The sequence below is a fragment of the Planococcus sp. SSTMD024 genome, from assembly GCF_041320495.1.
Classification (GTDB): Bacteria; Bacillota; Bacilli; order Bacillales_A; family Planococcaceae; genus Planococcus.
Genome location: NZ_JBGGNS010000022.1, coordinates 1 through 26277, shown reverse-complemented (window position 1 = coordinate 26277; position 26277 = coordinate 1). Strand labels below are relative to the sequence as shown.

26 protein-coding genes and 1 rRNA gene are annotated in these 26277 nt (G+C 49.0%); 9 read left to right on the top strand and 18 right to left on the bottom strand.

The window, feature by feature from the left end:
• Positions 1-1293 precede the first annotated feature (1293 nt).
• From rpsR to rpsF, 3 genes are read right to left on the bottom strand one after another with little or no spacing between them, the layout of a single operon-like run.
• Positions 1294-1530 (bottom strand): 30S ribosomal protein S18, encoded by a 237-nt coding sequence (gene rpsR, locus AB9R92_RS08980; RefSeq protein ID WP_058382282.1) that lies wholly within the window; start codon positions 1528-1530, stop codon positions 1294-1296.
• A 53-nt stretch (positions 1531-1583) separates the two neighbouring features.
• On the bottom strand, positions 1584-2078 hold the full coding sequence (gene ssb, locus AB9R92_RS08975; RefSeq protein WP_058382281.1) for a single-stranded DNA-binding protein: 495 nt from the start codon (positions 2076-2078) through the stop codon (positions 1584-1586).
• A 51-nt stretch (positions 2079-2129) separates the two neighbouring features.
• Positions 2130-2417 carry a 30S ribosomal protein S6 gene (gene rpsF / locus AB9R92_RS08970; protein WP_101192091.1) on the bottom strand — a complete coding sequence of 96 codons (288 nt, stop codon included), beginning with the start codon at positions 2415-2417 and terminating at the stop codon, positions 2130-2132.
• A 165-nt stretch (positions 2418-2582) separates the two neighbouring features.
• Between rpsF and AB9R92_RS08965 the strand changes: the two genes are divergently transcribed.
• Positions 2583-3134 (top strand): DUF3267 domain-containing protein, encoded by a 552-nt coding sequence (locus AB9R92_RS08965; RefSeq protein ID WP_370669120.1) that lies wholly within the window; start codon positions 2583-2585, stop codon positions 3132-3134.
• A 67-nt stretch (positions 3135-3201) separates the two neighbouring features.
• Here AB9R92_RS08965 and AB9R92_RS08960 read toward each other — a convergent pair whose 3' ends face one another.
• The 15 genes from AB9R92_RS08960 to rpmH all read right to left on the bottom strand — a co-directional run bounded on the left by AB9R92_RS08960 (position 3202) and on the right by rpmH (position 16393).
• Entirely contained in the window at positions 3202-3585 is a 384-nt protein-coding gene (locus tag AB9R92_RS08960; protein WP_370669119.1) for a gamma-glutamylcyclotransferase family protein, read from the bottom strand.
• A 127-nt stretch (positions 3586-3712) separates the two neighbouring features.
• Positions 3713-4813 (bottom strand): redox-regulated ATPase YchF, encoded by a 1101-nt coding sequence (gene ychF / locus AB9R92_RS08955; protein WP_274624417.1) that lies wholly within the window; start codon positions 4811-4813, stop codon positions 3713-3715.
• An 80-nt stretch (positions 4814-4893) separates the two neighbouring features.
• Positions 4894-5094 carry a DUF951 domain-containing protein gene (locus tag AB9R92_RS08950; RefSeq protein WP_068871157.1) on the bottom strand — a complete coding sequence of 67 codons (201 nt, stop codon included), beginning with the start codon at positions 5092-5094 and terminating at the stop codon, positions 4894-4896.
• A gap of 15 nt (positions 5095-5109) precedes the next feature.
• Entirely contained in the window at positions 5110-5970 is an 861-nt protein-coding gene (locus AB9R92_RS08945) for a mechanosensitive ion channel family protein (protein WP_370669118.1), read from the bottom strand.
• 63 nt (positions 5971-6033) lie between these two features.
• Positions 6034-6747, bottom strand: coding sequence for a DUF554 domain-containing protein (locus AB9R92_RS08940; protein WP_370669117.1), 714 nt, complete (start codon positions 6745-6747; stop codon positions 6034-6036).
• A gap of 253 nt (positions 6748-7000) precedes the next feature.
• Positions 7001-7834 carry a ParB/RepB/Spo0J family partition protein gene (locus tag AB9R92_RS08935; RefSeq protein ID WP_370669116.1) on the bottom strand — a complete coding sequence of 278 codons (834 nt, stop codon included), beginning with the start codon at positions 7832-7834 and terminating at the stop codon, positions 7001-7003.
• Entirely contained in the window at positions 7827-8588 is a 762-nt protein-coding gene (locus AB9R92_RS08930) for a ParA family protein (protein ID WP_058382274.1), read from the bottom strand. Before AB9R92_RS08930 ends, AB9R92_RS08935 begins: the two co-directional genes overlap by 8 nt.
• A 154-nt stretch (positions 8589-8742) precedes the next feature.
• Complete coding sequence (gene noc, locus AB9R92_RS08925) at positions 8743-9606, bottom strand: nucleoid occlusion protein (protein WP_370669115.1); 864 nt, start codon at positions 9604-9606, stop codon at positions 8743-8745.
• A gap of 85 nt (positions 9607-9691) precedes the next feature.
• Positions 9692-10405, bottom strand: coding sequence for a 16S rRNA (guanine(527)-N(7))-methyltransferase RsmG (gene rsmG, locus AB9R92_RS08920; RefSeq protein ID WP_370669114.1), 714 nt, complete (start codon positions 10403-10405; stop codon positions 9692-9694).
• A gap of 150 nt (positions 10406-10555) precedes the next feature.
• Positions 10556-12439 carry a tRNA uridine-5-carboxymethylaminomethyl(34) synthesis enzyme MnmG gene (mnmG, locus tag AB9R92_RS08915; protein ID WP_370669113.1) on the bottom strand — a complete coding sequence of 628 codons (1884 nt, stop codon included), beginning with the start codon at positions 12437-12439 and terminating at the stop codon, positions 10556-10558.
• A 23-nt stretch (positions 12440-12462) separates the two neighbouring features.
• On the bottom strand, positions 12463-13848 hold the full coding sequence (gene mnmE / locus AB9R92_RS08910; RefSeq protein WP_370670085.1) for a tRNA uridine-5-carboxymethylaminomethyl(34) synthesis GTPase MnmE: 1386 nt from the start codon (positions 13846-13848) through the stop codon (positions 12463-12465).
• A 335-nt stretch (positions 13849-14183) separates the two neighbouring features.
• Positions 14184-14987: an RNA-binding cell elongation regulator Jag/EloR gene (jag, locus tag AB9R92_RS08905; protein ID WP_370669112.1), complete on the bottom strand. Its 804-nt coding sequence runs from the start codon at positions 14985-14987 to the stop codon at positions 14184-14186.
• Positions 14984-15763 (bottom strand): membrane protein insertase YidC, encoded by a 780-nt coding sequence (yidC, locus tag AB9R92_RS08900; protein ID WP_370669111.1) that lies wholly within the window; start codon positions 15761-15763, stop codon positions 14984-14986. Before yidC ends, jag begins: the two co-directional genes overlap by 4 nt.
• A gap of 61 nt (positions 15764-15824) precedes the next feature.
• Positions 15825-16166 carry a ribonuclease P protein component gene (rnpA, locus tag AB9R92_RS08895; protein ID WP_370669110.1) on the bottom strand — a complete coding sequence of 114 codons (342 nt, stop codon included), beginning with the start codon at positions 16164-16166 and terminating at the stop codon, positions 15825-15827.
• A gap of 89 nt (positions 16167-16255) precedes the next feature.
• The gene (gene rpmH, locus AB9R92_RS08890; protein WP_084632995.1) at positions 16256-16393 is read right to left on the bottom strand and encodes a 50S ribosomal protein L34; all 138 of its coding nucleotides are present in this window, start codon (positions 16391-16393) and stop codon (positions 16256-16258) included.
• A 490-nt stretch (positions 16394-16883) separates the two neighbouring features.
• Here rpmH and dnaA point away from each other — a divergent pair, with 490 nt between their 5' ends.
• From dnaA to AB9R92_RS08850, 8 genes are all read left to right on the top strand, one after another.
• Positions 16884-18227, top strand: coding sequence for a chromosomal replication initiator protein DnaA (dnaA, locus tag AB9R92_RS08885; protein WP_370669109.1), 1344 nt, complete (start codon positions 16884-16886; stop codon positions 18225-18227).
• 170 nt (positions 18228-18397) lie between these two features.
• Positions 18398-19534 carry a DNA polymerase III subunit beta gene (dnaN, locus tag AB9R92_RS08880; protein ID WP_058382266.1) on the top strand — a complete coding sequence of 379 codons (1137 nt, stop codon included), beginning with the start codon at positions 18398-18400 and terminating at the stop codon, positions 19532-19534.
• Between the two features lie 107 nt (positions 19535-19641).
• Entirely contained in the window at positions 19642-19881 is a 240-nt protein-coding gene (gene yaaA, locus AB9R92_RS08875; protein WP_058382265.1) for a S4 domain-containing protein YaaA, read from the top strand.
• On the top strand, positions 19871-20983 hold the full coding sequence (recF, locus tag AB9R92_RS08870; protein WP_370669108.1) for a DNA replication/repair protein RecF: 1113 nt from the start codon (positions 19871-19873) through the stop codon (positions 20981-20983). Before yaaA ends, recF begins: the two co-directional genes overlap by 11 nt.
• A gap of 6 nt (positions 20984-20989) precedes the next feature.
• Positions 20990-21199: a hypothetical protein gene (locus tag AB9R92_RS08865; protein WP_370669107.1), complete on the top strand. Its 210-nt coding sequence runs from the start codon at positions 20990-20992 to the stop codon at positions 21197-21199.
• Between the two features lie 47 nt (positions 21200-21246).
• Complete coding sequence (gyrB, locus tag AB9R92_RS08860) at positions 21247-23175, top strand: DNA topoisomerase (ATP-hydrolyzing) subunit B (protein ID WP_370669106.1); 1929 nt, start codon at positions 21247-21249, stop codon at positions 23173-23175.
• A 30-nt stretch (positions 23176-23205) separates the two neighbouring features.
• A complete protein-coding gene (gene gyrA / locus AB9R92_RS08855; protein WP_370669105.1) occupies positions 23206-25797 on the top strand; it encodes a DNA gyrase subunit A in 2592 nt (863 codons plus the stop codon).
• Positions 25798-26097: 300 nt separating this feature from the next.
• Positions 26098-26277: ribosomal RNA gene (locus AB9R92_RS08850) — 16S ribosomal RNA — on the top strand; the annotation flags it as partial.

Below are 26277 nucleotides of genomic sequence, written 5' to 3'. Positions count from 1 at the left end.
CGCCCCGTTTCGAGAAGGAAAAAATTCGCGCCCTCCGGCAATAGCCGCCTATAGAAAATCATTATCGCTGATTCGCCGGTGGATAGAAATAGTCGTTGGAAATAAAAATGTGGAATCGCTTGCCGGAAAATATATAAGAAGATAATGAGAGTTTGTTTGTCGAAAAGTTTCAGCATTCTTTTTGTGCTTCATCTTGCGCTTCGCCGCCCGGCTTTGGGTTGGCCTCTTGCCGCAAGCCAGGAAGACCACCTGTCTTACGGCATCGGCTCACCCTTTTACGCCGGGCGGCTTGAAGATTTCTTTGAGTCGAATATGTTTAAGCATATCTGCTTCTTTATCTAGTTGCCGGCTAGCGGGGAAATCGCTTCCCGGGATAAGTTTGAAGAAGATGGCGAGAATTTGTATGTTGAACTGTTTCGGCAGTCTATTCGGGCGCCACCTTATTATTCGCCGCCTTGCTTTGGGTTGGCCTCTTGCCATAAGCCAAGAAGGACGCTTGTCTTATGGCGTCGGCTCACCCTTTTTCGCTGGGCGGCTTGGTGATTTCATTGATTGGAGTATGTTTAGATAGATCTGCTTCTGTAGGTAATTGCCGGCTAGTGGGGAAATCGCTTCCTGGGAAAATATATGAAAAGATAATGAGAGTTTACGTGTCGAACTGTTTCAGCATTCTACTTGTGCTTCATCTTATTATTCGCCGCCCGGCTTTGGGTTGGCCTCTTGCCATAAGCCAGGAAGAACGCCTGTCTTACGGCATCGGCTCACCCTTTTACGCTGGGCGGCTTGAAGATTCCATTGATTGAGATGCGTTTAAATAGATCTACTTCTTTAGCTAGTTGCCGGCTAGTGGGGGAATCGCTTCTTGGGATGAAGCGTCTGGCACGTTGGTGCTTTAGCCAAAAACTTTGTTGAGGGACCAGAGCTAACTAGCCTCTTTACATTAAAGATGACTTGAGCTACAAAACATGAAGCATTTCCTCATTTTCTGTCGAGTGGACAGAAGAAGCTTTCATTCCCTCTAAAACTAGAGACGGAGCGGAAGGGGCCGACTCCGGGAGGATTAGCGAGATAATTGAGACCCTGCAGGAGCGCAGCGACGAAGCGGCTCAATGCGAGCCCTCTGGAAAGCGTGCCCCTGCAACGCAGTCGAAAAGCGGAAGCTTTTCCACTCACTTCTTTCCATTCCCCTCGTTCCAGTTGCAATCTTCACGGTGTAATCTTAACTTTTTCAATCCAGTCTACTTCCCAAAGCATATAAAAAAGAGGCCGGTTTCCCGGCCTCTTTGGACAATCTTATTTTTCTTCCGCTACGAACGGTAGAAGTGCCATGATACGAGCGCGTTTAACTGCAATCGTCAAACGACGTTGCCATTTAGCGCTTGTGCCCGTAACACGACGTGGCAAAATTTTGCCTCGCTCAGAAATGAATTTCTTAAGCAAATCAGTGTCTTTGTAGTCGATGCGTGTAATGTTGTTTGAAGTGAAATAACAAACCTTTTTACGCTTCTTGCCTCCGCGACGTGGTGCCATATCGAATTACCTCCCTCATCTTCAGATTTTCTATTCGCTGATGGGCGCCTGGTTTAGAACGGCAGATCGTCGTCCGAAACTTCGATCTTCCCGCTTCCGCTTGAGAACGGATCGTCATCTACGCGAGTGTTGTTTTGCTGACTTGGACTAGACGGTTGGTTCTGTTGATAAGATGGCTGCTGTCCATACGAGCGATCGTTTGAACGATCCCCAGATCCGGAGTTGGCGCTTTTCGGTTCAAGGAATTGAACGCTGTCTGCCACCACTTCCGTCGTATAAACGCGCTTGCCATCTTGACCTTCGTAGCTGCCAGTCTGAATGCGGCCTTCGACACCGGCGAGACTCCCTTTTTTGAGGAAATTCGCTGTGTTTTCAGCCTGCTTGCGCCAAACGGTACAATTGATAAAATCTGCTTCGCGTTCACCTTGCGCATTGGAGAATGTCCGGTTTACAGCAAGTGTAAAACGGGCCACCGCCGCCCCGCTTGGCGTGTAGCGAAGATCAGGATCTTTTGTCAGTCTTCCGACCAATACAACCCGGTTGATCATCAGAATTCAACCTCCTTCTTCAAGTCGTGTATTATCTGTATTCCGCTTATCTTATACGTCTAGGCGTACAGCGATGTGGCGGATAATGTCTTCATTGATGTTCGCAAGACGTGTAAACTCGTTGATAGCTTCAGTTCCAGCGTTCGCTTTCACGATCTGGTAGAAACCTTCTTTGAAATCATTGATTTCATAAGCCAAACGGCGTTTACCCCATTCTTTCGACTCGATGATTTCCGCACCGTTTGAAGTCAGGACTTCGCTGAAACGCTCAACTAGCGCTTTCTTAGCGTCCTCTTCAATGTTCGGGCGTACAATGTACATTACTTCGTATTCTCTCATCGTATTGTCACCTCCTTATGGACTTGGGCCCTGCTGTTTCCAGCGGGCAAGGAGCAAGCAATCATAAATATTACTCACATCACCATATTGTAGCATATGCATAGGTTTCCAGCAAGCTGTAATTTGAGCTATACTGAAAGCATCAAAATTCGGGATGTGTTGCCAATGGAACCGCAAAAAGTCATCGATTTGAACATAGAAGAAATCGCACCGAAAGCGCTGTGGTTCAATGTCTTGCTCGTCGTCGTCTTCGCGCTCGCCTACCAGCTGTTCCGAGAGCCGCTGTCTTTCGGCTTTTCACTGTTCGGCATCCTGTATTTCTTCGGCGGTTACGCACTATTGATCGTGCTGCACGAATTATTTCATTTGATCGGCTTTGTCGTCTTCGGCAAAGCGCCCATAGCTTCACTTCAATACGGCCTCAATTTAAAAATGGGCATCGCTTATGCGACGACTGACCGGCCCGTGAAAAACCGGGCCATGCGGGCTGTGTTGTTGCTGCCGTTCTGGATGACGGCTGTTTTACCGACGGTTATCGGCTTTTGGATCGGCGACCAAGTGCTTGTCCTGCTCGGCGCCATGCTGACGGCCGGCGCGTTCGGCGATTTCCTCATGTACCGCGAATTGCGCAAGGAATCCAATGATGCGTGGATACTGGATGACCCAAAACTTCCCCGCCTCCATGTCTATTCCAGCTACCCGCCGCTTGATGAATGAATAGCAGGATCCGTACAAATAAAAAAGAAGGCGCAGCAGAAAATCTGCCGCGCCTTCTTTTTGTTTATTATTTCACAAACGACCGTTCCACGTCCCATACGCCTTCCGGGATATATTCCTTCAACAATCGCTCCGCTTTCGCCGTGTAGACGATCGCTTGTTTCGTGCCGCGTCCGGTTTCGACCTCGATCGTCAGACGGTCGTACATATCGGTTTTTGCGTTCCCCGAATAATCTTCCAAATCGTTGATCGCCGGCCATAAGACGTCCGGGATATCGTAAAGCTCTCCTTGGATGACATCGTCTCCCGCCAGCGCGAGCGCCGGATAGCCAAGCCCTGTGTCATACAAGCTTCCTGAAATTGTCACGTGTTCTTCCACCAATTCCGCTTCTTCCAGATAGAAATGGTATTTGCCGCCTCTTTTCAAGGTTCCATATGCGAATAAATACATTCGTTTCCCTCCTCATAAAAAACCGGATGCTCAAAAAGCACCCGGTTCGGTATTCTTTTCCAGCCGCCAATCCGTTGTTAACTTGTTTCCATGGCGATGACTGACAATAAACTATTAGGCGTAAGCCTTATACATTGAATCTGAAGAGCATGACATCGCCGTCTTTGACGATATACTCCTTGCCTTCTTGGCGCACTTTTCCGGCTTCTTTCGCCGCTGCCATCGAACCGGCTTCCACCAATTCTTCGTATGCGACGGTTTCTGCGCGGATAAAGCCGCGTTCGAAGTCGGAGTGGATGATGCCCGCACATTGCGGGGCTTTCATGCCTTTTTTGAACGTCCATGCACGCACTTCCTGCACGCCGGCAGTGAAATAAGTGGCAAGGCCTAGCAAGTTATAAGCGGCTTTGACCAATTGATCAAGCCCTGACTCTTCGATGCCGAGCTCTTCGAGGAACATTTCTTTTTCCTCATCGTCAAGCTCCGCCATTTCCTCTTCGATCTTCGCACACACGACAATCACGTCGGAATCATGGCCAGCTGCGTAATCACGGACTTGCTGGACGTATTCATTGTTTGCGGCATCGGCAATTTCATCTTCCGATACATTCGCCACATAGAGCATCGGCTTGAGTGTCAATAAGTTCAAGCCTTTTGCAATTTTCAACTCATCTTCCGTAAAGTCGATCGAACGGGCCAACTCGCCGTTTTCAAAAGCTTCGCGGAGCTTCGCCAAGACCGGTTCTTCAGCGACTGCATCTTTGTCCTTTTGCTTCAACAACTTCGCATTGCGGGCAATGCGTTTTTCGATGCTTTCCATGTCTGCCAAGACGAGTTCCAAATTGATGACCTCGATATCAGATACCGGGTCCACTCCCCCCGAAACGTGCGTGATATTGTCATCGGCAAAACAGCGCACCACTTGTGTGATGGCATCCACTTCACGGATATGGGCAAGGAATTTATTACCGAGCCCTTCCCCTTTGCTGGCGCCTTTGACGATGCCCGCGATGTCGGTGAATTCGAACGCCGTCGGGATGGTCTTTTTCGGTTCGACCAATTCCGTCAGTTTATCGAGGCGCTCATCCGGCACTTCGACGATGCCGACGTTTGGATCTATCGTACAGAACGGGTAGTTCGCCGCTTCGGCGCCCGCTTTCGTAATAGCGTTGAATAATGTGGATTTCCCCACGTTTGGTAATCCTACAATCCCTGCAGTTAATGCCAAAGGATTCACGACCTTTCTTTTTCGCTCACAAATTTTGCAACCATTCCATTATAGAAAGAGGAGGCGGAAATGTCCATTGTTCATTCCGCCTCGGCTTTCACCAATACCTTTTTCATTTTTTTATTGAACTCGGCCCGCGGCAGCATGACGCTGTGCTGGCAGCCTTCGCATTTGATGCGGATGTCGGCGCCCATGCGGATAATTTTCCAGGCGTTCGCCCCGCATGGATGCCCTTTTTTCATCTCGACAATATCATTCAGCCCGAATTCTTTCATTTCCATGGCTGCATCCCCCCATCATTTATTCGCATTCATTGCCGCCGGATCCCCCGGCTCGCGGTGCATGACGACCATGCGAGGATATGGCAATTCGACGCCGCGCTGGTCGAGGAATTCCTTCAAATCACGGCGCATTCTGCGGGATACCGCAAAATGCTGCATCGGCAAAGTTTCCGCCGTCAAGCGCATGACCACTTCCGTCGCTGTCATGTTCTGTACGCCGAGCAGTTCGGCTGGGCTGATGACTTCTTCGTAAGTGGGCTGGACCGTTTCCAAAAATTCCAAGATCAGCCGCTCCACTTTCGCCAGGTCGGAATCGTGTGAAACGCTCAAATCCACGACCGCAATCGAATTATGGAGCGAGAAATTGACGACTTCCGTAACCGTGCCGTTCGGGAAGATGAACAACTCACCGGTCCACGCCTGCACTTTCGTTGTACGCAAACCGATTTCCTGGACCGTCCCTTCGGCTTGGTTGATGCGGACGTAATCACCCACTGAAAATTGGTCTTCAAAAATGATGAAGAAGCCGGTGATGACATCGCGCACCAAGTTCTGTGCGCCAAAGCCGACAGCGAGGCCGACCACCCCGGCACCGGCGATGATCCCGCTGATGTTGACCGAGAATGCTGCGAGTATGGCGACCAGCGCCATAAATCCAATGACATATGTAACGATATTCTCCAATAACTTCGACAAAGTTTGATGACGCCGGCCATTCGTTTTGATCGGCCCTCTCAGTCGAACCGAAAACGATTTGCGGATAATGATCCGCATGACACGCGTCAAGATATAGGCACCGACAGCGATTAATACGACACGTAAAGCTGTTCCGGAAATGTCTAGCCACATTTGCTCATCCAGCAACTTTGTCGTCATCTGATTTACAAATCTTTCAACAACGCTTCTTTCAAAAAACACGTCTACACCTTCTTTAATTACTTACATCAGATTGAATTTAAACACGGCCGTGACAAGAAACGCAACTACAATGATCCCCGGCAATAAGTTCGCTACACGGATCTTCACGATGCCCATCAAATTAAGGCCGATCGCTGCGATCATCACCCCGCCGGTCGCCGTCATCTCGGTGATGAACAAGTCCAGTGCCGCTTCCGGGATAAGCAAGCTGATCTGCGTCGCGAACAAAGCGATCAAGCCTTGGTACACAAATACGGGAATCGCTGACAGCATGACGCCGATGCCGAGTGTCGAGGCAAGGATGATCGACGTAAATCCGTCGATGATGCCTTTTGATACGAGAACGCCGTGTTCATTGCTGAGGCCGCTCTCCAATGCGCCGATAATGCCCATCGCGCCGATGACGAAAATCAGCGTCGCCGTGACGAACCCTTGCGCCAGGCTGCCCTGGCTTTCTTTTGTGCCAAGCATCCGTTCAATCCAATGGCCGAATGCATTCAATTTATCTTCGAGCCTTGCCCATTCGCCAATGACCGCACCGAGCACTAAGCTGATGATGACGAGGACGAAATTCTGGCTCTCAAAGCCCATCTGCAAACCTAGGACGACGACCACAAGCCCAATGACATACATGACCGTCTCTTTCATCCTGTCGGGAATATTGCGCAATGCCCGCCCAATCAGTGTTCCTATGACAATTAAAACCGCGTTGACCAACGTTCCCCAAAGAACCATATTCGAGCTCCTTCCTCTCCGTGCTCCGGAATTTGCAGAGCGCCCGGCTCTTCTCCCTCTTTTTTTGAGTTTTAAAAGCTGGCCGCTGAGCTGCCCTTGCGCCAGATTTATTTTCCAGCTGCGCGGCTTTCTTCCGCTTCAAAGAAACGCCTATTTCCCGTCTCCGGAAAATAGGCTGTTTTCATATCGATGTCACGGTTCAATTGGATAAACCCGCCATAAGCACAAAATATGCTATATGCCCGTGGAAGGTTTATTTCAGCAAATCCAGGATCCGTTCCAAATCATCCTCTGAGAAAAACTCGATTTCGATCTTGCCTTTGTTCTTCTGTTTTTTGATCTGAACATTCGTGCCGAAGCGGTCACGCAGTTCAGATTGTTTTTCTTCTATAAAGATATCCTTTTTCTTTTCGGGTGTTTCACGTGGAACATCATCGTTCAAACGCTGCACCAAATTCTCCAGCTGACGGACATTCAATCCTTCTTTGACCGCCTTTTGCGCTGTCTCGGAAATATCCTTTTTGCTGCGCAGCCCGAGCAAAGTACGGCCATGCCCCATCGACAGCTTTTTATCCGAAATGAGTTCGCGCACGTCCTTCGGCAAAGTCAATAAGCGGATATGGTTGGTAATATGCGGACGGCTTTTGCCAAGCCGGAACGCCAATTGCTCTTGCGTCAAATTCAGTGTATCCATCAGCTTCTGATAGGCTTCCGCTTCTTCAATCGGCGTTAAATCCTCACGCTGCAAGTTTTCGAGAATCGCCAGTTCCATCATTTGCTGCTCATTGAACTCTTTGACAATGGCGGGAACTTCCTTCAATTTGCACAGTTTCGCCGCACGGAATCGGCGTTCGCCGACGACTAGTTCGAATTTCTCGCCTTTTTTCCGCACCACGACCGGTTGCAGAATGCCGTGCTCACGGATCGATTCGGCAAGTTCCTCAAGCGCTTGCTGGTCGAACACTTTACGCGGCTGATGCGGGTTTTCCTTAATATCGGTCAATTTGATCTGCATCACTTTATCCGTTTCGTTGACCGTTTCTCCTGGAAACAATGCGTTGATGCCTTTTCCCAATCCTTTAGCCATTACGAATCACTTCCTTCGCCAATTCTAGATAAACTTCTGCGCCTCTGGACTTCGGATCATAGATGATGATTGGCTCTCCATGGCTCGGGGCTTCGCTCAAGCGAACATTGCGCGGAACCACTGTATCGTACACTTTGTCCTGGAAGTATTTCTTCACTTCTTCGATGACTTGCATGCCCAGATTGGTCCGTGCATCGTACATCGTCAGCAGCACGCCATCGATCATCAGATCGTGGTTCAAGTGTTTTTGGACCAAGCGGACGGTGCTCAATAACTGACTTAGACCTTCTAGAGCATAATATTCACATTGTACTGGAATAATAATTCCGTCTGAAGCGGTCAATGAATTCAAGGTCAACAAGCCAAGTGATGGCGGACAGTCGATGATGATGTAATCGTATAAATCCTTTACTTCCGCCAATGCATTTTTCAGCCGCGCTTCACGTGAAATGGTCGAGACCAGTTCAATTTCCGCACCGGCCAGCGAAATCGTCGCCGGCACCACATGAAGATTTTCGACTTTTGTCTCCATGATTGTGTCTTTGACATCCACATCGTCAATGAGAATTTCGTAGATGCATTGATCGACATCCCCTTTATTGATGCCGACGCCGCTCGTCGCATTGCCTTGTGGATCGATATCTATTAACAGCACTTTCTTGCCTAAGTATGCAAGGCAGGCGCTTAAATTAACTGATGAAGTTGTTTTTCCTACACCGCCCTTTTGATTGGCGATGGCAATCGTTCTACCCACACGTGCACCAACTTTCTTCGATACTGTCTTTATTTTACTGCGGAAATGCCTTTATGGCTATCCGCGACAGCTTCCATTTCTATATTGTATCAAATTTCCTGTTTCATAGAGATAAATCTGCCAAAAAAAGCCCTTTCCTCGACGGAAAGAGCAATTATGGGCGTCTTTTCGGAATTTTCACGGTGATCTGGTAATAATCTTCGTGTTCTTCCTCTTCTGTATCAAGCTTGATGCCGCTTTTTTTGACCATCGACAACGACTCTTTGATGGTATTCATTGCAATGCGCATATCCCGGCTGACGGCTTTTCTGCGCTTTTTGGGCTTTTTCGGCGCTTCTTCCGTCAAGCTTTTGATGCGTTCTTCCAATTCTTTGACGTTGAGCCCTTCTTCCAATAGCTGTTCGAGCAAGTGCTGCTGGAGTTCAGGGTCTTTCACCGGCAGCAAAGCACGCGCATGGCGTTCAGTGATACTCCGTGTGAGCAATGCTTGCTGGACGGCTTCCGGCAGCTTTAAAAGCCGCAATTTATTGGCGACAGCTGACTGGCTTTTTCCGAGCCGCTGCGCCAAGGCTTCCTGGGTGATTTCTTGGATCTGCAGCAAATTGGAGTAGGCATGCGCCTCTTCAATCGCCGTCAATTCCTCGCGCTGGAGGTTTTCAATCAATGCGATCGACGCCGTTTCTTTATCGCTCAGTTGGCGAACGATCGCCGGAACTTCTTCCCAGCCAAGAGACGTCATCGCTCGGAAGCGTCGTTCCCCTGCAATGATTTCATAAAAACCATCCTGCTGCGAATCCCTGACGACGATCGGCTGGATGACGCCGTGGACGTGAATCGTCCGGGCCAACTCTTCGATTTTCTCCTCGTCAAAAACGGTTCGCGGCTGGAATTGGTTGGCATGGATCTTAGCCAGCGGTATTTTCACCACTTCTTCAGAAGCATGGCTTGAAGCTTCTGCTGTTGCTGCATCGTTTGCTTTGTCTCCGCCTCCGAAAAGACGGGCAAAAGGACTTTTCATGCTCAGGCACCACCTTATTAAAAACTTGCTCTTGTTGTTTCATTCCAAAGACGCGTCTGCAATTCCATATGTTCCACGTGAAACATTAGCTGATCGGCGATTTGTTCGGCATGCCCGCTTTTCTCGGATATTTCTTCGGCGTGGCCTTGAATTTCCGGAACACTTGGATATGGCGTTCGCTTTCTTCCACCGGCAAGAGGAATGAATGCACGGCTTCCTGCTCCACTCCAAGCACTTTGAGCGCCTTCTCCGCGTCTTTCAATTCATCGGGCGCGGATGCAGCTTTCATTGCGGCAAACGCCCCGCCTTCTTTGACGAGCGGCACACAAAGTTCAGCAAGCACAGACAGTCTCGCTACAGCCCGGGCCGTTACGATATCGTAGCTCTCCCGGTGCTTAGACTGACCGAAATCTTCCGCGCGCGAGTGAACAAAAGAAACTTTGTCTAGCCCTAACGCTTCACTTAAATGATTCAAGAATTGGATGCGTTTGTTCAAGGAATCGACAATCGTCACTTCGATATGCGGGAAGCAGATTTTCAGCGGGATGCTTGGGAAACCGGCCCCTGCCCCAACGTCGCATACTGATAGCGGTTTGGTGAAATCCATGTAAAAGGCGGCACTGATGGAATCATAGAAATGCTTTAAATAGACATCTTCCTGCTCAGTGATGGCCGTCAAATTCATTTTCTCGTTCCACTCGACGAGCTCCTTGTAATAGATGCGAAATTGTTCCAATTGGTGCCCGGAAAGTTCGATGCCTTGTTGTTTCAGCGCTTGCGCGAATTGCTGCTCGTTCACTGTATGTCCCCCTCTCACCTGTCTCACCGCATATTTGCGGGAGCGGGATTAGCGTTTTTATGTAAAAGCAAATGGGCTGGCGGATACCAGCCCATTTCGAGTTCTGTTATGTGCTGGCGGTCATGCCGCCCAGTAAAGCGCAAATCCCATTTAGACTTTTGCGATTCTTCCTTGTTCAATATACACCAATAAAATCGAAATGTCAGCAGGGTTAACGCCGGAAATGCGTGTCGCTTGCGCAATCGACAGCGGCAAAACTTCTTTCAGTTTGCTGCGCGCTTCCGTCGCAAGCCCTGAAATGGCATCGTAATCGATGTTTTCCGGAATCTTTTTGTTTTCCATTTTCTTCAGCTTATCGACTTGCTGAAGCGATTTTTCGATATAGCCTTCGTATTTCACATGGATCTCGACTTGCTCTTTCACTTCGTCGCTGAGTGCAATATCGGATTCCGTCAAGGACGCGATCATGTCATAGTTCATTTCCGGGCGCTTCAACAGGTCGGCTGCGCGAATGCCGTCTTTCAGCTCGCTGCCTCCTGCATTGCGGATCGCTTCCTGCGTTTGTTCGTTCGGCTTGATGATGATGCCGCGCAAGCGCTTGATCTCTTCTTCGATATGGTCTTTTTTCTCCAGGAAGCGTGCATAACGCTCTTGTGTAATCATGCCGAGCTGATAGCCAAGTTCCGTCAAACGCAAGTCTGCATTATCGTGACGCAGCAATAAGCGGTATTCCGCACGTGATGTCAGCAAGCGGTAAGGCTCGCTTGTGCCTTTGGTGACCAAATCGTCGATCAAGACGCCGATATAGGCATCCGAACGGCTGAGGATGACTTCTTCTTTGCCGAGCACTTTCGCTGCGGCGTTGATGCCGGCCATAAGCCCCTGCCCCGCTGCTTCTTCGTAGCCGGATGTGCCGTTGATCTGGCCTGCTGTGTAAAGATTGGTGACTTGTTTGGATTCAAGCGTCGGCCATAATTGCGTCGGCACGATGGCATCGTATTCGATGGCATAGCCTGAGCGCATCATATCGGCCTTCTCAAGCCCTGGAATTGATTCGAGCAGCTTGCGCTGAACGTGTTCCGGCAAGCTCGTGGAGAGGCCCTGTACGTAGACCTCGCGCGTCGAACGGCCTTCCGGCTCCAGGAAAATCTGGTGGCGCGGCTTGTCGCTGAAACGGACGATTTTGTCTTCAATCGATGGGCAATAACGCGGCCCTGTTCCTTTTGCCATGCCGGAATACATCGGCGACAAATGCAAATTCTCATCGATGATCTGATGTGTCTCACTTGTTGTATACGTCAGCCAGCACGGCATTTGGTCCATGATGAATTCCGTCGTTTCAAAGCTGAATGCACGCGGTACATCGTCTCCCGGTTGGATTTCCGTTTTCGAGTAGTCGATGCTGTTGCTGTTGATGCGCGGCGGTGTACCGGTCTTGAAACGCACCGTCTCAAAGCCGAGCTCCTGCAGGTTTTCCGCCAATTTGATAGACGGCTGCTGGTGGTTCGGCCCGCTTGAGTAGCGCAAATCGCCGATAATGATTTCTCCGCGCAGGAATGTGCCGGTCGTGATGACCACCGTTTCCGCGCGGTAAATGCCGCCGACTTGCGTGATGAGGCCTTTGACTTCCCCATCTTCAACGATCAACTCTTCTGCGATGCCTTGGTGGAGTGTCAAGTTTTCCTGTTCTTCCATCAAGCGTTTCATTTCTTGCTGGTAAAGCACTTTATCGGCTTGTGCGCGCAACGCGCGGACAGCCGGCCCTTTGGCGGTATTGAGCATTCTCATTTGAATATGTGTTTTGTCGATGACGCGGCCCATTGCCCCGCCCATTGCATCTATTTCACGTACCACGATGCCTTTTGCCGGCCCGCCGATTGACGGATTACATGGCATAAAGGCGATCATGTCAAGATTCATCGTCAACACAAGCGTTTTGGCGCCCATGCGTGCAGAAGCGAGTGCCGCTTCCGCTCCGGCATGGCCTGCGCCTACGACGATGACATCGAACGTGCCTGCTTCGTATTGTGGCATGTTCGTTCAGTCCCTTCAAAAATTTATTTTCCTAGGCAAAATTGCGAGAATAATTGGTTCAATAAGCCGTCGTCCGCCGTATCGCCGATGATCTCACCGAGAATTTCCCATGTACGGGTCACATCGATTTGAATCATATCGACCGGCACGTCCATTTCGGCGGCTGTTATCGCATCAGAAATCGTTTGATGCGCTTGGTGCAACAGAGAAATATGGCGAACATTGGAGACATAGGTCATGTCCCCCGCCTCGATTTCCCCTTCAAAGAACAATTCAGCGATCGCTTCCTCGAGCTGATCGATGCCTTCTTCTTCAATTAAAGAAGTCGTCACGAGACGCTTGCTGCCGGCAATTTCCTTCACTTGCGCCAAGTCGATCCGCTGCGGCAAATCGGTTTTGTTGATAACGACGATATAATTCATATCACGAACCGCTTCAAACAATAAGAGATCTTCCTCTGTCAGCGCCTCTGCATAATTCAATACATAGAGGATCAAATCGGCTTCCTTCAGCACTTTGCGGGAACGTTCGACGCCGATTCGCTCGACGATGTCTTCCGTTTCCCGGATGCCTGCAGTATCGACAAGGCGCAGCGGCACGCCGCGGACATTGACATATTCTTCGATGATGTCGCGCGTCGTGCCGGCGATTTCCGTGACGATCGCTTTGTTTTCTTGGACCAGGCTGTTCAATAACGACGATTTCCCGACATTCGGGCGGCCGATGATGACCGTCGATAAGCCTTCGCGCAAAATCTTGCCTTGCTGGGAAGTCTGGAGCAATTTGGCGATTTCCGACTGCACCCATTGCGCTTTTTCAAGCATCATCGGGCGGGTCATTTCTTCCACATCGTCATATTCCGGGTAATCGATGTTTACTTCCATCTGTGCGATCGATTCCAATAACGCCTGGCGCAGCGAACCGATGAGGCGGGATAAACGCCCTTCCATCTGGGTTAGCGCGACATCCATGGCACGGTCCGTTTTCGCGCGGATTAAGTCCATCACGGCCTCTGCCTGCGACAAATCGATGCGCCCGTTAAGAAACGCGCGCTTGGTGAATTCACCTGGCTCTGCAAGCCGTGCACCCGCTCTGAGGGCGAGTGACAATACACGATTGACCGATACGATGCCGCCGTGGCAATTAATCTCCACGACATCTTCACGGGTAAATGTTTTGGGTGCTCGCATCAATGCGACCATTACTTCCTCCGCCGTTTCTTTCGTCGCCGGGTCTTCGATATGGCCGTAATGAATGGTGTGGCTCGCTTGTTCAGCGAGCGCTTTAGCAGACGGCGCACGGAACAAACGGTCTGCGATGGCTACCGCTTCCGGCCCGCTTAAACGGACGATGGCAATAGCCCCTTCACCGCTTGGCGTGGAAATCGCGGCGATCGTATCGAATTCCATCATGATGCTATTTCCTCCTCTTGCTATAAAATACTGAAGGCAAACAAATTGAGCTTGCCCACAGCATGCTTTTATGGGTCAAAAACAGTTGTCCACATGTGGACAACTGGCAAAATACGCGTGGCTGTACAACGTACAACAATAACACAAAATGCATAAAATCAAAAGATACAGCGCTCGTTTTTGGTATTTTTTTCAGGTTCACCCGCAAATATGATATGTATAAATATACATTCATTCACAAAATGGCCGCTTGTTCTCTTGCTTTCTCGTTTCGTTCCATAAAAAATGCCCGCTGGCGTCATGTGAATGACGCCAGCGGGCATTTTTTTCAATTATTTATGCGGTTCGATGACCAAATAGCGGTTCGGATCTTTGCCTTCCGAATAAGTATCGATATCCAGCCGGCGCGACAGCGCATGATGGATCACTTTCCGCTCATAGGACGGCATTGGTTCGAATTGGACCCGTTTGCCGGTACGGATCGCTTTGTCTGCCATCCGGTCCGCCAATTGCTCCAAAGTTTCCTGGCGGCGCTCCCGGTAATTCTCCGCATCCAACTCAACCGTCATGAATTGTTCAGCGTGGCGATTTGCCACCAATTGCGCCAGTTGCTGGAGCGAATTCAAGGTCTGCCCTCTTTTGCCGATGAGCATTGCCACTTTTTCGCTTTCCAGTTTAAAGCGCACCGTTTTGCCTTGTTTTTCATGCGCCACGGTCAAATCGTCAATCTTCATGCCTTTTGCCACGTCTTTCAAATAGGCTTTCGTTTCTTCAATCGCTTTTTCATTCGATGGTTTCGCCGCTGGTTCTGCAGCCGCTCCGCCGAAATCCGGCTCTTCTCCCTCTTTTATCGGAGCTGAGGGCATCTCTGCCGCAATCTCTTCATCAGAAGGTTTGGCGCTATCCGCTTGTTCCGGCGTTTTTTCCGTCTGCTGCGGCGCCTTCTCGGCTTCTGGCTGTTCTGTTTCCATCACGGTGACTTCAACTTCCGCATTTTTTGCGCCGAATCCGAAAAACCCCTTTTTTCCTTCTTCGACAACGCGCACCGTCACTTCATCCCGTGATTTGCCCAGTTTTTCCAACGCATTTTCAATTGCTTCTTCGACCGTTTTCCCCGTTTGTGTAAGATGCTTCACTTTTTAGCCCCTCCTGTTTTCGTTTTAACAGGCTGTTGCACTTCTTTCTTTTCCCATGGACGGTAAATGAACATGTTTTGGATAAGCGAGATGATGTTCCCGATTACCCAGTAAAGCGTCAATGCAGATGGCAAAATGATTCCGAACCCGACAATCATGACTGGCATGAAATACATCATCGCCTTCATTTGCGGGTTGTCCATCGCAGGGCCCGTGCGCAGAACGATCAATTGCATGATACCGGCTGTAACGGCCAGGATGATGCTCGGTTCTGCCAGCGGAAAGATCAAAAATGTGCCAAGATCGATTTCAGGCGTGGCGTTCATGCGGCTGATCGCATGGTAGAAGCCGATCAGAATCGGCATCTGGATGATGATCGGCAAGCAGCCGGCCATCGGGTTGACGCCTTTTTCCTGGAACATTGCCATCATTTCCTGCTGGTATTTCTGCTGGGTGACGGCGTCTTTCGATTTATACTTCTCTTTTAATTTAGCCAGCTCGGGCTGGATTTCCTGCATGCGTTTCGAACTTTTCGTTTGTTTGATCATCAATGGCAATAAAGCCAAACGGATAAGGATCGTTACTGCGATAATCCCAAATCCATAAGTACCTAGAAAATCCTTAAAGAATACGATGATCGATACTAACGGCCAGACGACAAACTCGTTCCAAAATCCTTCGCTTTGGTCGCTGATCGGCTGGTCAAACTCCATACAGCCCGACAATAAGAGGGCAACAGCCACCAAGGCGAAGAGCAATCCTGTTCTCTTCTTCACTTTGCTTCCTCCAAACTCTATTCAATTACTTCCTATAGTAACATCCGGATCGATCCGGCATCTACTTCTTCGGCAAAGCGCGTGCAATTTTCAGCACATGCTCCAGACTTTTCTTGCTTTCATGAAAATCTAAATTGGCCGCCTGTGGTCGGGCGATGATAATGTAATCGGCGTTCGGCTGGAGATCGTCCTTCAATTCCAGGAAGGCTTGGCGGATATAGCGCTTGACGCGGTTTCTCGCGACCGCATTGCCGACTTTCTTGCTGACGGACAGGCCCAGGCGAAACTCCTCCTGCTCACCTTTCAGCAAATAGACGATGAATTGCCGATTCGCAAATGATTTCCCTTTTTTGAACACGCGCTGGAACTCCGTATTTTTCTTGATCCGCTGCTGCTTATTCATTTTTTCACCTGCTACTTGCTTATTTTGATGCATTTTCGTTCAAATTCCACGAAAAAGAAAAAAAAGACCACTGATGCGGTCAGTGGACTTTAAGCTGATAGTACTTTTCTTCCTTTACGGCGACGTGCAGCGATAACGCGGCGTCCGTTCTTTGTGCTCATGCGTGCTCTGAAGCCGTGCACTTTGCTGTGTTTGCGTTTATTTGGTTGGTATGTGCGCAATGACATGACCTTACACCTCCTATATAAAAGTTAACTATTTTCTAAAGACAGTCTCGACTATTATAAGGGCGCAGCGTTCTCCCTGTCAATGGTTTCTTTAAAATACAATAAGCTGATGAACGAAAAAGAACCCGCGAGTTATACACAGGATAGAAGGATCCGTGGTGCACTTCCTGTGATTTCATTTTTCACGGAATTGATTTATCCACATGCCTTATCGACAGGTTTTTCACATAGCAACTGCCTGTGGATATCAAAAATGTGCACAAAGCGCGCTATGTGGATAAGTTAAAGAAATGCTTGTAATGTCTATCGTTTTTTGATAACATTGTTTTGTTTTCACTTGTTAACAATTTCTATCCCAAAATAGTTATCCACATATTGTGGGTAAGGTGTGGATAGTTTTCCCCAAGCCTGTTTATAGATCTTATCCACAGGCTGTGGTTTTGTGTATGGTATACTGTAAAAAATCTTTACATATAAAGGAGATACGCTATTGGAACACTTAGACGAAATTTGGTCGAGTGTCTTAGCCCAAGTCGAGAAAAGAATCTCCAAACCCAGTTTTGAAACTTGGCTCAAATCTACTAAGCTCTTGTCCTATAAAGAAGATACTGTCACCATTTCAGCCCCGAATTCATTTGCGCGCGACTGGCTCGAAAACCATTACGTGCACTTGATTACCGGCATTTTGACAGATCTCACAGGGGACGAAGCGCTTATTAAATTTGTGGTGCCAAAAGATCAGAATATGGATGATTTCCAGCTTCCCGCTCCCCGTGTCAAACCGGGGCAGGCGGAGCAGCAAGAGTTTTTGCCGGGCATGCTGAACCCGAAGTACACCTTTGACACATTCGTCATCGGTTCCGGCAACCGCTTTGCGCACGCTGCATCGCTGGCTGTCGCCGAAGCTCCGGCAAAAGCTTATAACCCGCTTTTCATCTATGGAGGCGTAGGACTTGGCAAGACCCACCTTATGCACGCAATCGGACATTACGTCATTGAACACAACCCGGACGCCAAAGTGGTTTATTTGTCGTCGGAAAAATTCACCAACGAGTTCATCAACTCAATCCGTGATAACCAGACCGTCGATTTCCGCAATAAATACCGCAATGTCGATATTTTGCTTATTGATGATATTCAATTTTTAGCCGGAAAAGAACAGACGCAAGAAGAATTCTTCCATACATTCAATACGCTGCATGAAGAATCCAAGCAGATCATCATCTCGAGCGACCGGCCGCCAAAAGAGATCCCGACACTTGAAGATCGCCTCCGATCGCGCTTTGAATGGGGATTGATCACGGATATCACACCGCCGGATTTGGAAACGCGGATCGCCATTTTACGCAAAAAAGCGAAAGCGGACGGCCTGGACATCCCGAATGACGTGATGACTTACATCGCCAATTCAATCGACTCCAACATCCGCGAGCTCGAAGGCGCCTTGATCCGCGTTGTCGCTTATTCCTCCCTGATCAACCGGGATATGAGCGCAGAGCTTGCTGCAGAAGCCTTGAAAGACATCATGCCGAACTCCAAGCCGAAAGTGATCACCATCTTGGACATCCAAAACGCAGTCGGCGAACAGTTCAATGTTAAATTAGATGATTTCAAAACGAAGCGCCGCACGAAGGATATTGCGTATCCACGTCAAATCGCAATGTATTTGTCGCGCGAAATGACGGATTTCTCGTTGCCGAAAATCGGCGAGGAATTCGGCGGCCGCGATCACACGACGGTCATCCATGCGCACGAAAAAATCAACACGATGCTGAAAGAGAACCAACAGCTTCAGCAGGATATTAAAGAAATTCGATCTGCACTCGGGAAATAAGACTGTGGATAACCCCCGATTTTCTTAAGCAGTTTATGCACAGTTTGTCTACATGTGGATAAGCTGCTTTTATTGCTCATATCGGGCTTATCCACATATTCACAGCCCCTACTACTATTACTGTCTTTAAGTACTAATAACTAAAATATATATATAAGCGAGGTTCGAGAATGAAATTCGAGATAAAACGTGAGCGATTAGTTGAAGGTTTAAACGATGTAATGAAAGCAGTCAGTTCAAAAACAACGATTCCGATTTTGACCGGGATCAAGATGGACGTCTCTACAGAAGGAATGCGCTTAACAGGAAGTGACTCAGATATCACCATCCAAACTTTCATCCCAGCGGAAGAGGATGGAAAACAATTGATCGATGTCACTGAAGGCGGAAGCATCGTCCTTCAGGCAAAAGTATTCGGGGAAATCGTCCGCAAATTACCGACCAATGAAGTCGAAATCGAAATCAACGGTAATTTCCAGACGCATATCCGTTCAGGCAAATCCGAATTCCACTTGATCGGGCTTGACGCAATGGATTATCCACAATTGCCGGATATTCAAGACGACCGCATTTTCACGATTCCAGCGGATCTGTTGAAAACAATCAATAGAGAAACCGTATTTGCCGTGTCCAGTTCTGAAACGCGCCCGGTGCTTACTGGCGTTCATTGGGAAGTAAAAGATGGGGAGCTCGTTTGTGTCGCAACGGACAGCCACCGTCTGGCACGCCGCAAAACAAAACTCGAAACTTTGCCGGAAGGGGAGTACAGCGTCGTCATTCCAGGGAAAAGCTTGAATGAATTGAACAAAATCCTTGATGACACGTCCGATCCGGTTGAAATCGTCATGACCAACCAGCAAGTGTTGTTCAAATCGAAGCACATCTTGTTCTTCTCCCGTCTATTGGAAGGGAACTATCCGGATACATCGCGTTTGATTCCGTCTGAATACAAAACGACGGTGACAGTAAATGGCCGTTCATTGCTTCAGGCAATCGACCGTGCCTCCCTTTTGGCGCGTGAAGAACGCAATAACGTCGTGCGTTTTTCCACAAACGAAGGCAGCGAAGTCGAAGTCTCCTCGAATTCCCCGGAAGTCGGGAAAGTCGAAGAGCAATTGCAGGCGCAAAGCGTAGACGGTGAAGAGCTGAAGATTTCCTTCAGCGCGAAGTTCATGATGGATGCCTTGAAAGCGATCGACGGGCAAGATGTCGTCATCCAGTTCACTGGAGCAATGCGCCCGTTCATTTTGAAATCGGCCTTGGATGACTCAATTCTTCAGTTGATCCTTCCTGTCCGGACATATTAATTAGCACCAAAACCCTCAGGATAGCCCATACAGGCTATCCTTTTTACTTATGGGGGCAAATAGGGTAAAATAAAGGGATAGACTACGAATCGAAGGATGAGTGCATTTTGAAGGAAATCGGGATTGAGACAGAATTTATTACACTTGGGCAATTGCTGAAAATGACAGACACAATCAGTTCAGGCGGCATGGCCAAATGGTTTTTGAGCGAACATGAAGTATTTGTGAACGGAGAAGCGGAAGACCGCAGAGGGCGCAAATTGCGTCCGGAAGATACTGTGAACATACCGGGGACGGGGGAATTCCGCATCGTTGTCGCCGAAGGCATGAGCTTCGATGCGGATTGACAACCTCGAGTTAGTCAATTACCGCAACTATGAAACGCTCAAGCTCGATTTCTCGCCGGAGATCAACGTCTTCATCGGCGAAAACGCGCAGGGCAAAACAAATATCATGGAATCGCTCTATGTTTTATCGATGGCCAAATCCCACCGGACGAGCAATGACAAAGAATTGATACGCTGGGACGCGGAATATGGTAAAATTAAAGCTGATGTGCTCCGGAAATATGGCAAACTGCCGCTTGAAATCAGCTTTTCCAAAAAAGGCAAAAATGCGAAAGTGAACCACCTGGAGCAGAGGCGGCTGAGCGATTATATCGGCCAATTGAACGTCGTCATGTTCGCTCCTGAAGACTTGCATCTAGTTAAAGGCAGCCCGCAAGTCAGGCGCCGCTTCATCGACATGGAAATCGGCCAGATTTCACCGGTCTATCTCCACGATCTCGTCAATTACCAGAAGCTGTTGAAACAGCGCAACCATATATTGAAGCAGCATTACGGCAAACAGGCGATCAATGACGTCATGTTCGAGGTATACACCGAACAATTCATTGAAGCTGCTGTAAAAATTATACAAAAAAGATTCCAGTTCATGGAATTGCTGCAAAAATGGGCAGAGCCGATTCACCACGGCATTTCGCGTGGGCTTGAAAAACTTGAAATCCGCTACCAGCCGATTAGTGGGTTGAAACCCGAATGGACGCCTGCTGAAATGGCGTCCTTTTTAGAGCAGAAGCTGCAGGAAGTAAAAAAGCGGGAACTCGACCGTGGCGTAACGCTGGTCGGTCCGCACCGCGACGATCTGCAGTTCATCGTCAACGGCTATGACGTCCAGACTTACGGTTCCCAAGGGCAGCAGCGTACAACAGCCCTGTCCTTGAAACTCGCGGAAATCGAACTGATCAAGCAAGAAGTCGGCGAAGCGCCGGTTCTTTTGCTGGATGACGTGCTTTCCGAACTGGACGATTACCGCCAATCGCATTTACTTAACACGATCCGTGGATCCGTGCAGACCTTTGTCACCACTACCAGTGTCGAAGGCATCCAACACGAGACCATTCAAAGCGCCCGACTTTTCGAAGTATCGAAAGGGACGGTCAAGGAGTGAACATGCATGTATGTACAGATTGGATCCTCCCAATTGATTGCCGTCACGGAAATCCTTGCGGTGGTTCATCATGAACAGTATGTCCACTCTGCTTTTACGCGGCTTTTAGTCCCGCAGGAAGCAGTTAAATCCTATGTCGTCACTGATGATTTCGTCTACGGGTCGCCTTATCGGCCCCAGGCATTGTTGAATAAAATTCAGCAAAACAGGTTATAACCGGTCAATGGAAATAATGAGTTGTCAAGAAAGAGCAGGTGAACGGAATGGCTATGGAAGATACGAATCTTGAGCAATCTTATGGCGCCAATCAGATTCAAGTATTGGAAGGCTTAGAAGCGGTCCGGAAACGGCCGGGCATGTATATCGGTTCAACGGGATCGAGAGGACTGCACCATTTAGTATGGGAAATCGTGGATAACAGCATCGATGAAGCCCTTGCCGGCTATTGCGATGAAATCCGCGTCACAATCGAAAAAGACAATTGGATCCGCGTCGAAGATAACGGCCGCGGGATTCCAGTCGATATGCAAGAAAAAATGGGTCGTCCGGCTGTTGAAGTCATCATGACGGTCCTTCACGCCGGCGGTAAATTCGGCGGCGGCGGCTATAAAGTATCCGGCGGCCTCCACGGCGTGGGCGCGTCAGTCGTCAACGCCTTGTCCGAGACAACGGAAGTTTATGTGCATCGGGACGGCAAGCGCCATTTCATTCAATTTGAGCGCGGCGCAGTCAAAAAAGAACTTGGCGTCATCGGTGAAGCCGACAAGACCGGCACAACGATCCGCTTTAAAGCGGACGGTGAAATCTTTAAAGAAACGACCGTTTATGAATTCGATATCCTAGACCACCGTCTCCGCGAGCTCGCTTATTTGAACCGCGGGTTGAAAATCGTGGTTGCTGACGAACGAGAAGGCTTGGAGCAGGAAAAGAAATACCACTACGAAGGCGGTATCAAATCCTACGTTGAGCATTTGAACAAATCGAAAGACCCGCTTCATGAAGAAGCGATTTTCGTCGAGTCGGAGCGGGACGGCATCAATGTCGAAGTCGCGATGCAATACAACGGCGGATTTGCGGCGAATATCTTTTCATTCGCGAACAACATCAGCACCCATGAAGGCGGAACGCACGAATCCGGCTTTAAAACGGCGTTGACACGTGTCATCAACGATTACGGCCGCAAAAACGGCATTTTGAAAGATGCTGAAGCGAATTTGACTGGTGAAGACGTAAGGGAAGGATTGACAGCGATCATTTCCGTTAAGCATCCTGACCCTCAATTCGAAGGCCAGACCAAGACGAAGCTCGGCAATACTGAAGTATCGACCATTGTCAATAATCTGTTCTCAGGTGGATTTGAACGCTTCTTGCTGGAAAATCCATCAACCGCGAAGAAAATCATCGAAAAGGGCATCATGGCTTCCCATGCCCGGATGGCAGCCAAAAAAGCACGCGAATTCACGCGCCGCAAATCGGTCCTCGAAGTATCAAGTTTGCCAGGGAAACTCGCAGACTGTTCTTCGCGCGACCCAAAAATCAGCGAAATCTACATCGTAGAGGGAGATTCAGCGGGCGGATCCGCAAAATCCGGCCGTGACCGCCATTTCCAGGCGATTTTGCCTTTGCGCGGGAAAATCCTCAACGTAGAAAAAGCGCGGTTGGATAAAATTCTCGTAAACGCAGAGATCCGCAACATCATCACTGCACTCGGCACCGGGATTGGTGAAGAGTTCAATCTTGATAAAGCGCGTTACCACAAAGTCGTCATCATGACCGATGCCGATGTCGACGGCGCCCATATCCGGACTTTGCTATTGACGTTCCTATTCCGCTACATGCGCCCGCTAATCGAAGCAGGCTATATTTACATCGCACAACCGCCTTTGTTCCAAATCAAACAAGGCAAGCACGTCGATTATGTTTATTCGGATGCTCAGCTTAAAGAAGCATTAGCAAAACTTCCGGGAGCACCTAAACCGCATGTCCAGCGCTATAAAGGGCTCGGCGAGATGAATGCTACACAGTTATGGGATACAACGATGGATCCTGATTTCCGGACATTGCTGCAAGTCACGCTTGAAGATGCGATGACAGCGGATGAGACTTTCCATATGTTGATGGGAGACGATGTCGAACCGCGCCGCAACTTCATTGAAGAAAATGCTAGTTATGTGAAGAACTTGGATGTATAACGCAACAAGAGTTGAGAGGAGGCTGCGGATATGGCGGAACGGCCAGGCAGCGGAGTAGAAGAAATAAATATCAGTACGGAGATGCGCACATCATTCCTTGACTATGCAATGAGTGTCATCGTTTCGCGTGCGTTGCCGGATGTCCGGGACGGTTTGAAGCCGGTGCATCGGCGTATTTTATATGCCATGCATGACCTCGGGATCACAGCGGATAAAGGCTATAAAAAATCAGCACGTATTGTTGGTGACGTAATCGGTAAATATCACCCGCACGGTGATAGCGCAGTTTATGAAACGATGGTACGGATGGCTCAGGATTTCAGCTATCGCTATATGCTCGTCGACGGCCATGGGAACTTTGGTTCTGTAGATGGTGACGCAGCAGCAGCGATGCGCTACACAGAGTCTAAGATGTCAAAAATTTCCATGGAACTTTTGCGTGATTTAAATAAAAATACAGTCGATTACAAGGAAAACTACGATGGGCAGGAAAAAGAACCCATTGTCCTTCCAAGTAGATTCCCGAACTTGCTTGTCAACGGGACTTCCGGAATCGCGGTCGGGATGGCTACCAATATCCCGCCTCATAATCTAGGCGAGACGATCGATGCAGTTCTCGCATTAGCCGAAAACCCGGCCATCACCACGGAAGAATTGCTCGAGTTCCTTCCAGGGCCTGATTTCCCGACCGGAGGCATCATCCTCGGACGGAGCGGCATCCGCCGTGCTTATGAAACCGGAAAAGGTTCGGTGTTAATCCGTGCGGTCGTTGAAATCGAAACGAAACCGAACGGCAAGGAAGTAATCCTTATCCACGAACTGCCTTATCAAGTCAACAAGGCACGCCTGATCGAGAAAATCGCAGAACTCGTGCGTGATAAAAAAATCGACGGCATCACCGATTTGCGCGATGAATCCGACCGCAACGGAATGCGCGTCGTCATCGAAGTGCGCAGAGACGCGAGTGCCAATGTCCTATTGAACAATTTGTACAAACAGACGGCGATGCAGACAAGCTTCGGCATCAATATGCTCGCGCTCGTCGATGGCCAGCCGAAAGTTCTTGGCTTGAAAGACGTTCTTTATCATTACCTGGAGCACCAGAAAGTCATTATCCGCCGCCGGACGGAATTCGATTTGCAAAAAGCGGAAGACCGCGCGCACATCCTTGAAGGCCTGCGCATCGCACTTGATCATATTGATGCCATCATTGCATTGATCCGCGGATCGCAAACGACTGAAGAAGCCCGCAACGGCTTGATGAATGATTTCAATTTGTCCGAGCGCCAATCCCAGGCGATCCTGGATATGCGCCTCCAACGTTTGACTGGCCTCGAACGGGACAAAATCGAAGAGGAATATCAGGGACTCATCGCACTCATCAATGAGCTGCGTGCAATTCTTGCGGACGAATCGAAGATCCTCGAAATCATCCGTGAAGAGATCCTTGAAATCAAAGAACGCTTCAATGATCCCCGCAGAACGGAGATCACTGTCGGCGGCTCTGAGATGATCGAAGATGAAGACTTGATCCCACGTGAAGCTTCGGTATTGACGCTCACGCACAACGGCTACATCAAACGCTTGCCTGCTAATACGTACCGCAGCCAGAAGCGTGGCGGACGTGGTGTGCAAGGAATGGGAACCAACGATGATGATTTCGTTGAACACCTTCTATATACATCGACACATGACACAATCCTGTTCTTCACAAGTGAAGGGAAAGTCTATCGCAAGAAAGGCTATCAGGTCCCTGAGTACGGCCGGACTGCGAAAGGCTTGCCGCTCGTCAACTTGCTGGAGATCGGCAAGAATGAAAAAGTGACAGCAGTGATTCGCGTCGAAGAATTTAAAGAAGATGATTTCTTTTTCTTTACGACACGCGGAGGACTTAGCAAGCGAACACCAGTGAGCAGCTATGCAAATATTCGCCAGAATGGACTTATTGCCATCAATTTGCGTGAAGACGATGAATTGATCTCAGTCAAGATGACTGACGGCAATAAAGAAATTGTCATCGGAACACGCGACGGTGCATTGATCCGATTCCCTGAGACGGATATCCGGAGCATGGGACGAGCAGCAAGCGGCGTCCGGGGCATCCGCCTTCGTGAAGGTGACCAAGTTGTCGGAATGGAAACCTTGGAGGCGGACGATAAAATCTTGGTCATCACGGAAAATGGTTATGGCAAGCGAACAAAAGAATCCGAATATCGCGTCCAATCCAGAGGCGGTATGGGAATCAAGACCTGCCACATTACGGAAAAGAATGGACCGCTTGTAGCTGTTCGCGCCGTGAATGGAACAGAAGACATCATGCTGATTACACAACATGGCGTACTGATCCGTATGGATGTAGAAGATATTTCAACAACTGGAAGAAACACGCAAGGAGTCCGATTGATTCGTCTTGGGGACGAAGAGGTTGTGGCTACCGTCACCAAAGTGAAAAAAGATTTGGATGATGCAGAAGCAGCAGAAGTTGAAGAAGAGACAGAGCAAGGTGAAGAGGATAACGTAGAAGCACTCATCGAAGAAAGTGTAGAGGCAGATGTCTACACAGAGGATGAGGTTGTTGAGGATGAAATGGAAGAAAATGCGGAAGATGAACTAGAAGAATAGAAGATTTCAAAAGAGCTTGCCGGCAATCGGCAAGCTCTTTTGTTTCTTAATAGAAAGAGATTTGAAGAAAGGAAAAGTTTTTCCTTAAAACTGTTGACGTCATTAGTAAGGCGTGATATATTTATCAAGTCGCCAAAACAAGGCGCACAACATGAACCTTGAAAACTGAACAGCAAAACGTCAACAATACAGCCGCGAGTGATCGCGGCAAACTTACTGATCAGCTTCGGCAGATCAAAGCGAATCGCGCGTCTTCGGACGGCGATACGCCAGCAACTATTGAGCAATCAATACTACTCTATAATGGAGAGTTTGATCCTGGCTCAGGACGAACGCTGGCGGCGTGCCTAATACATGCAAGTCGAGCGGAACCAGAGGAGCTTGCTCCTTTGGTTTAGCGGCGGACGGGTGAGTAACACGTGGGCAACCTGCCCTGCAGATCGGGATAACTCCGGGAAACCGGTGCTAATACCGAATAGT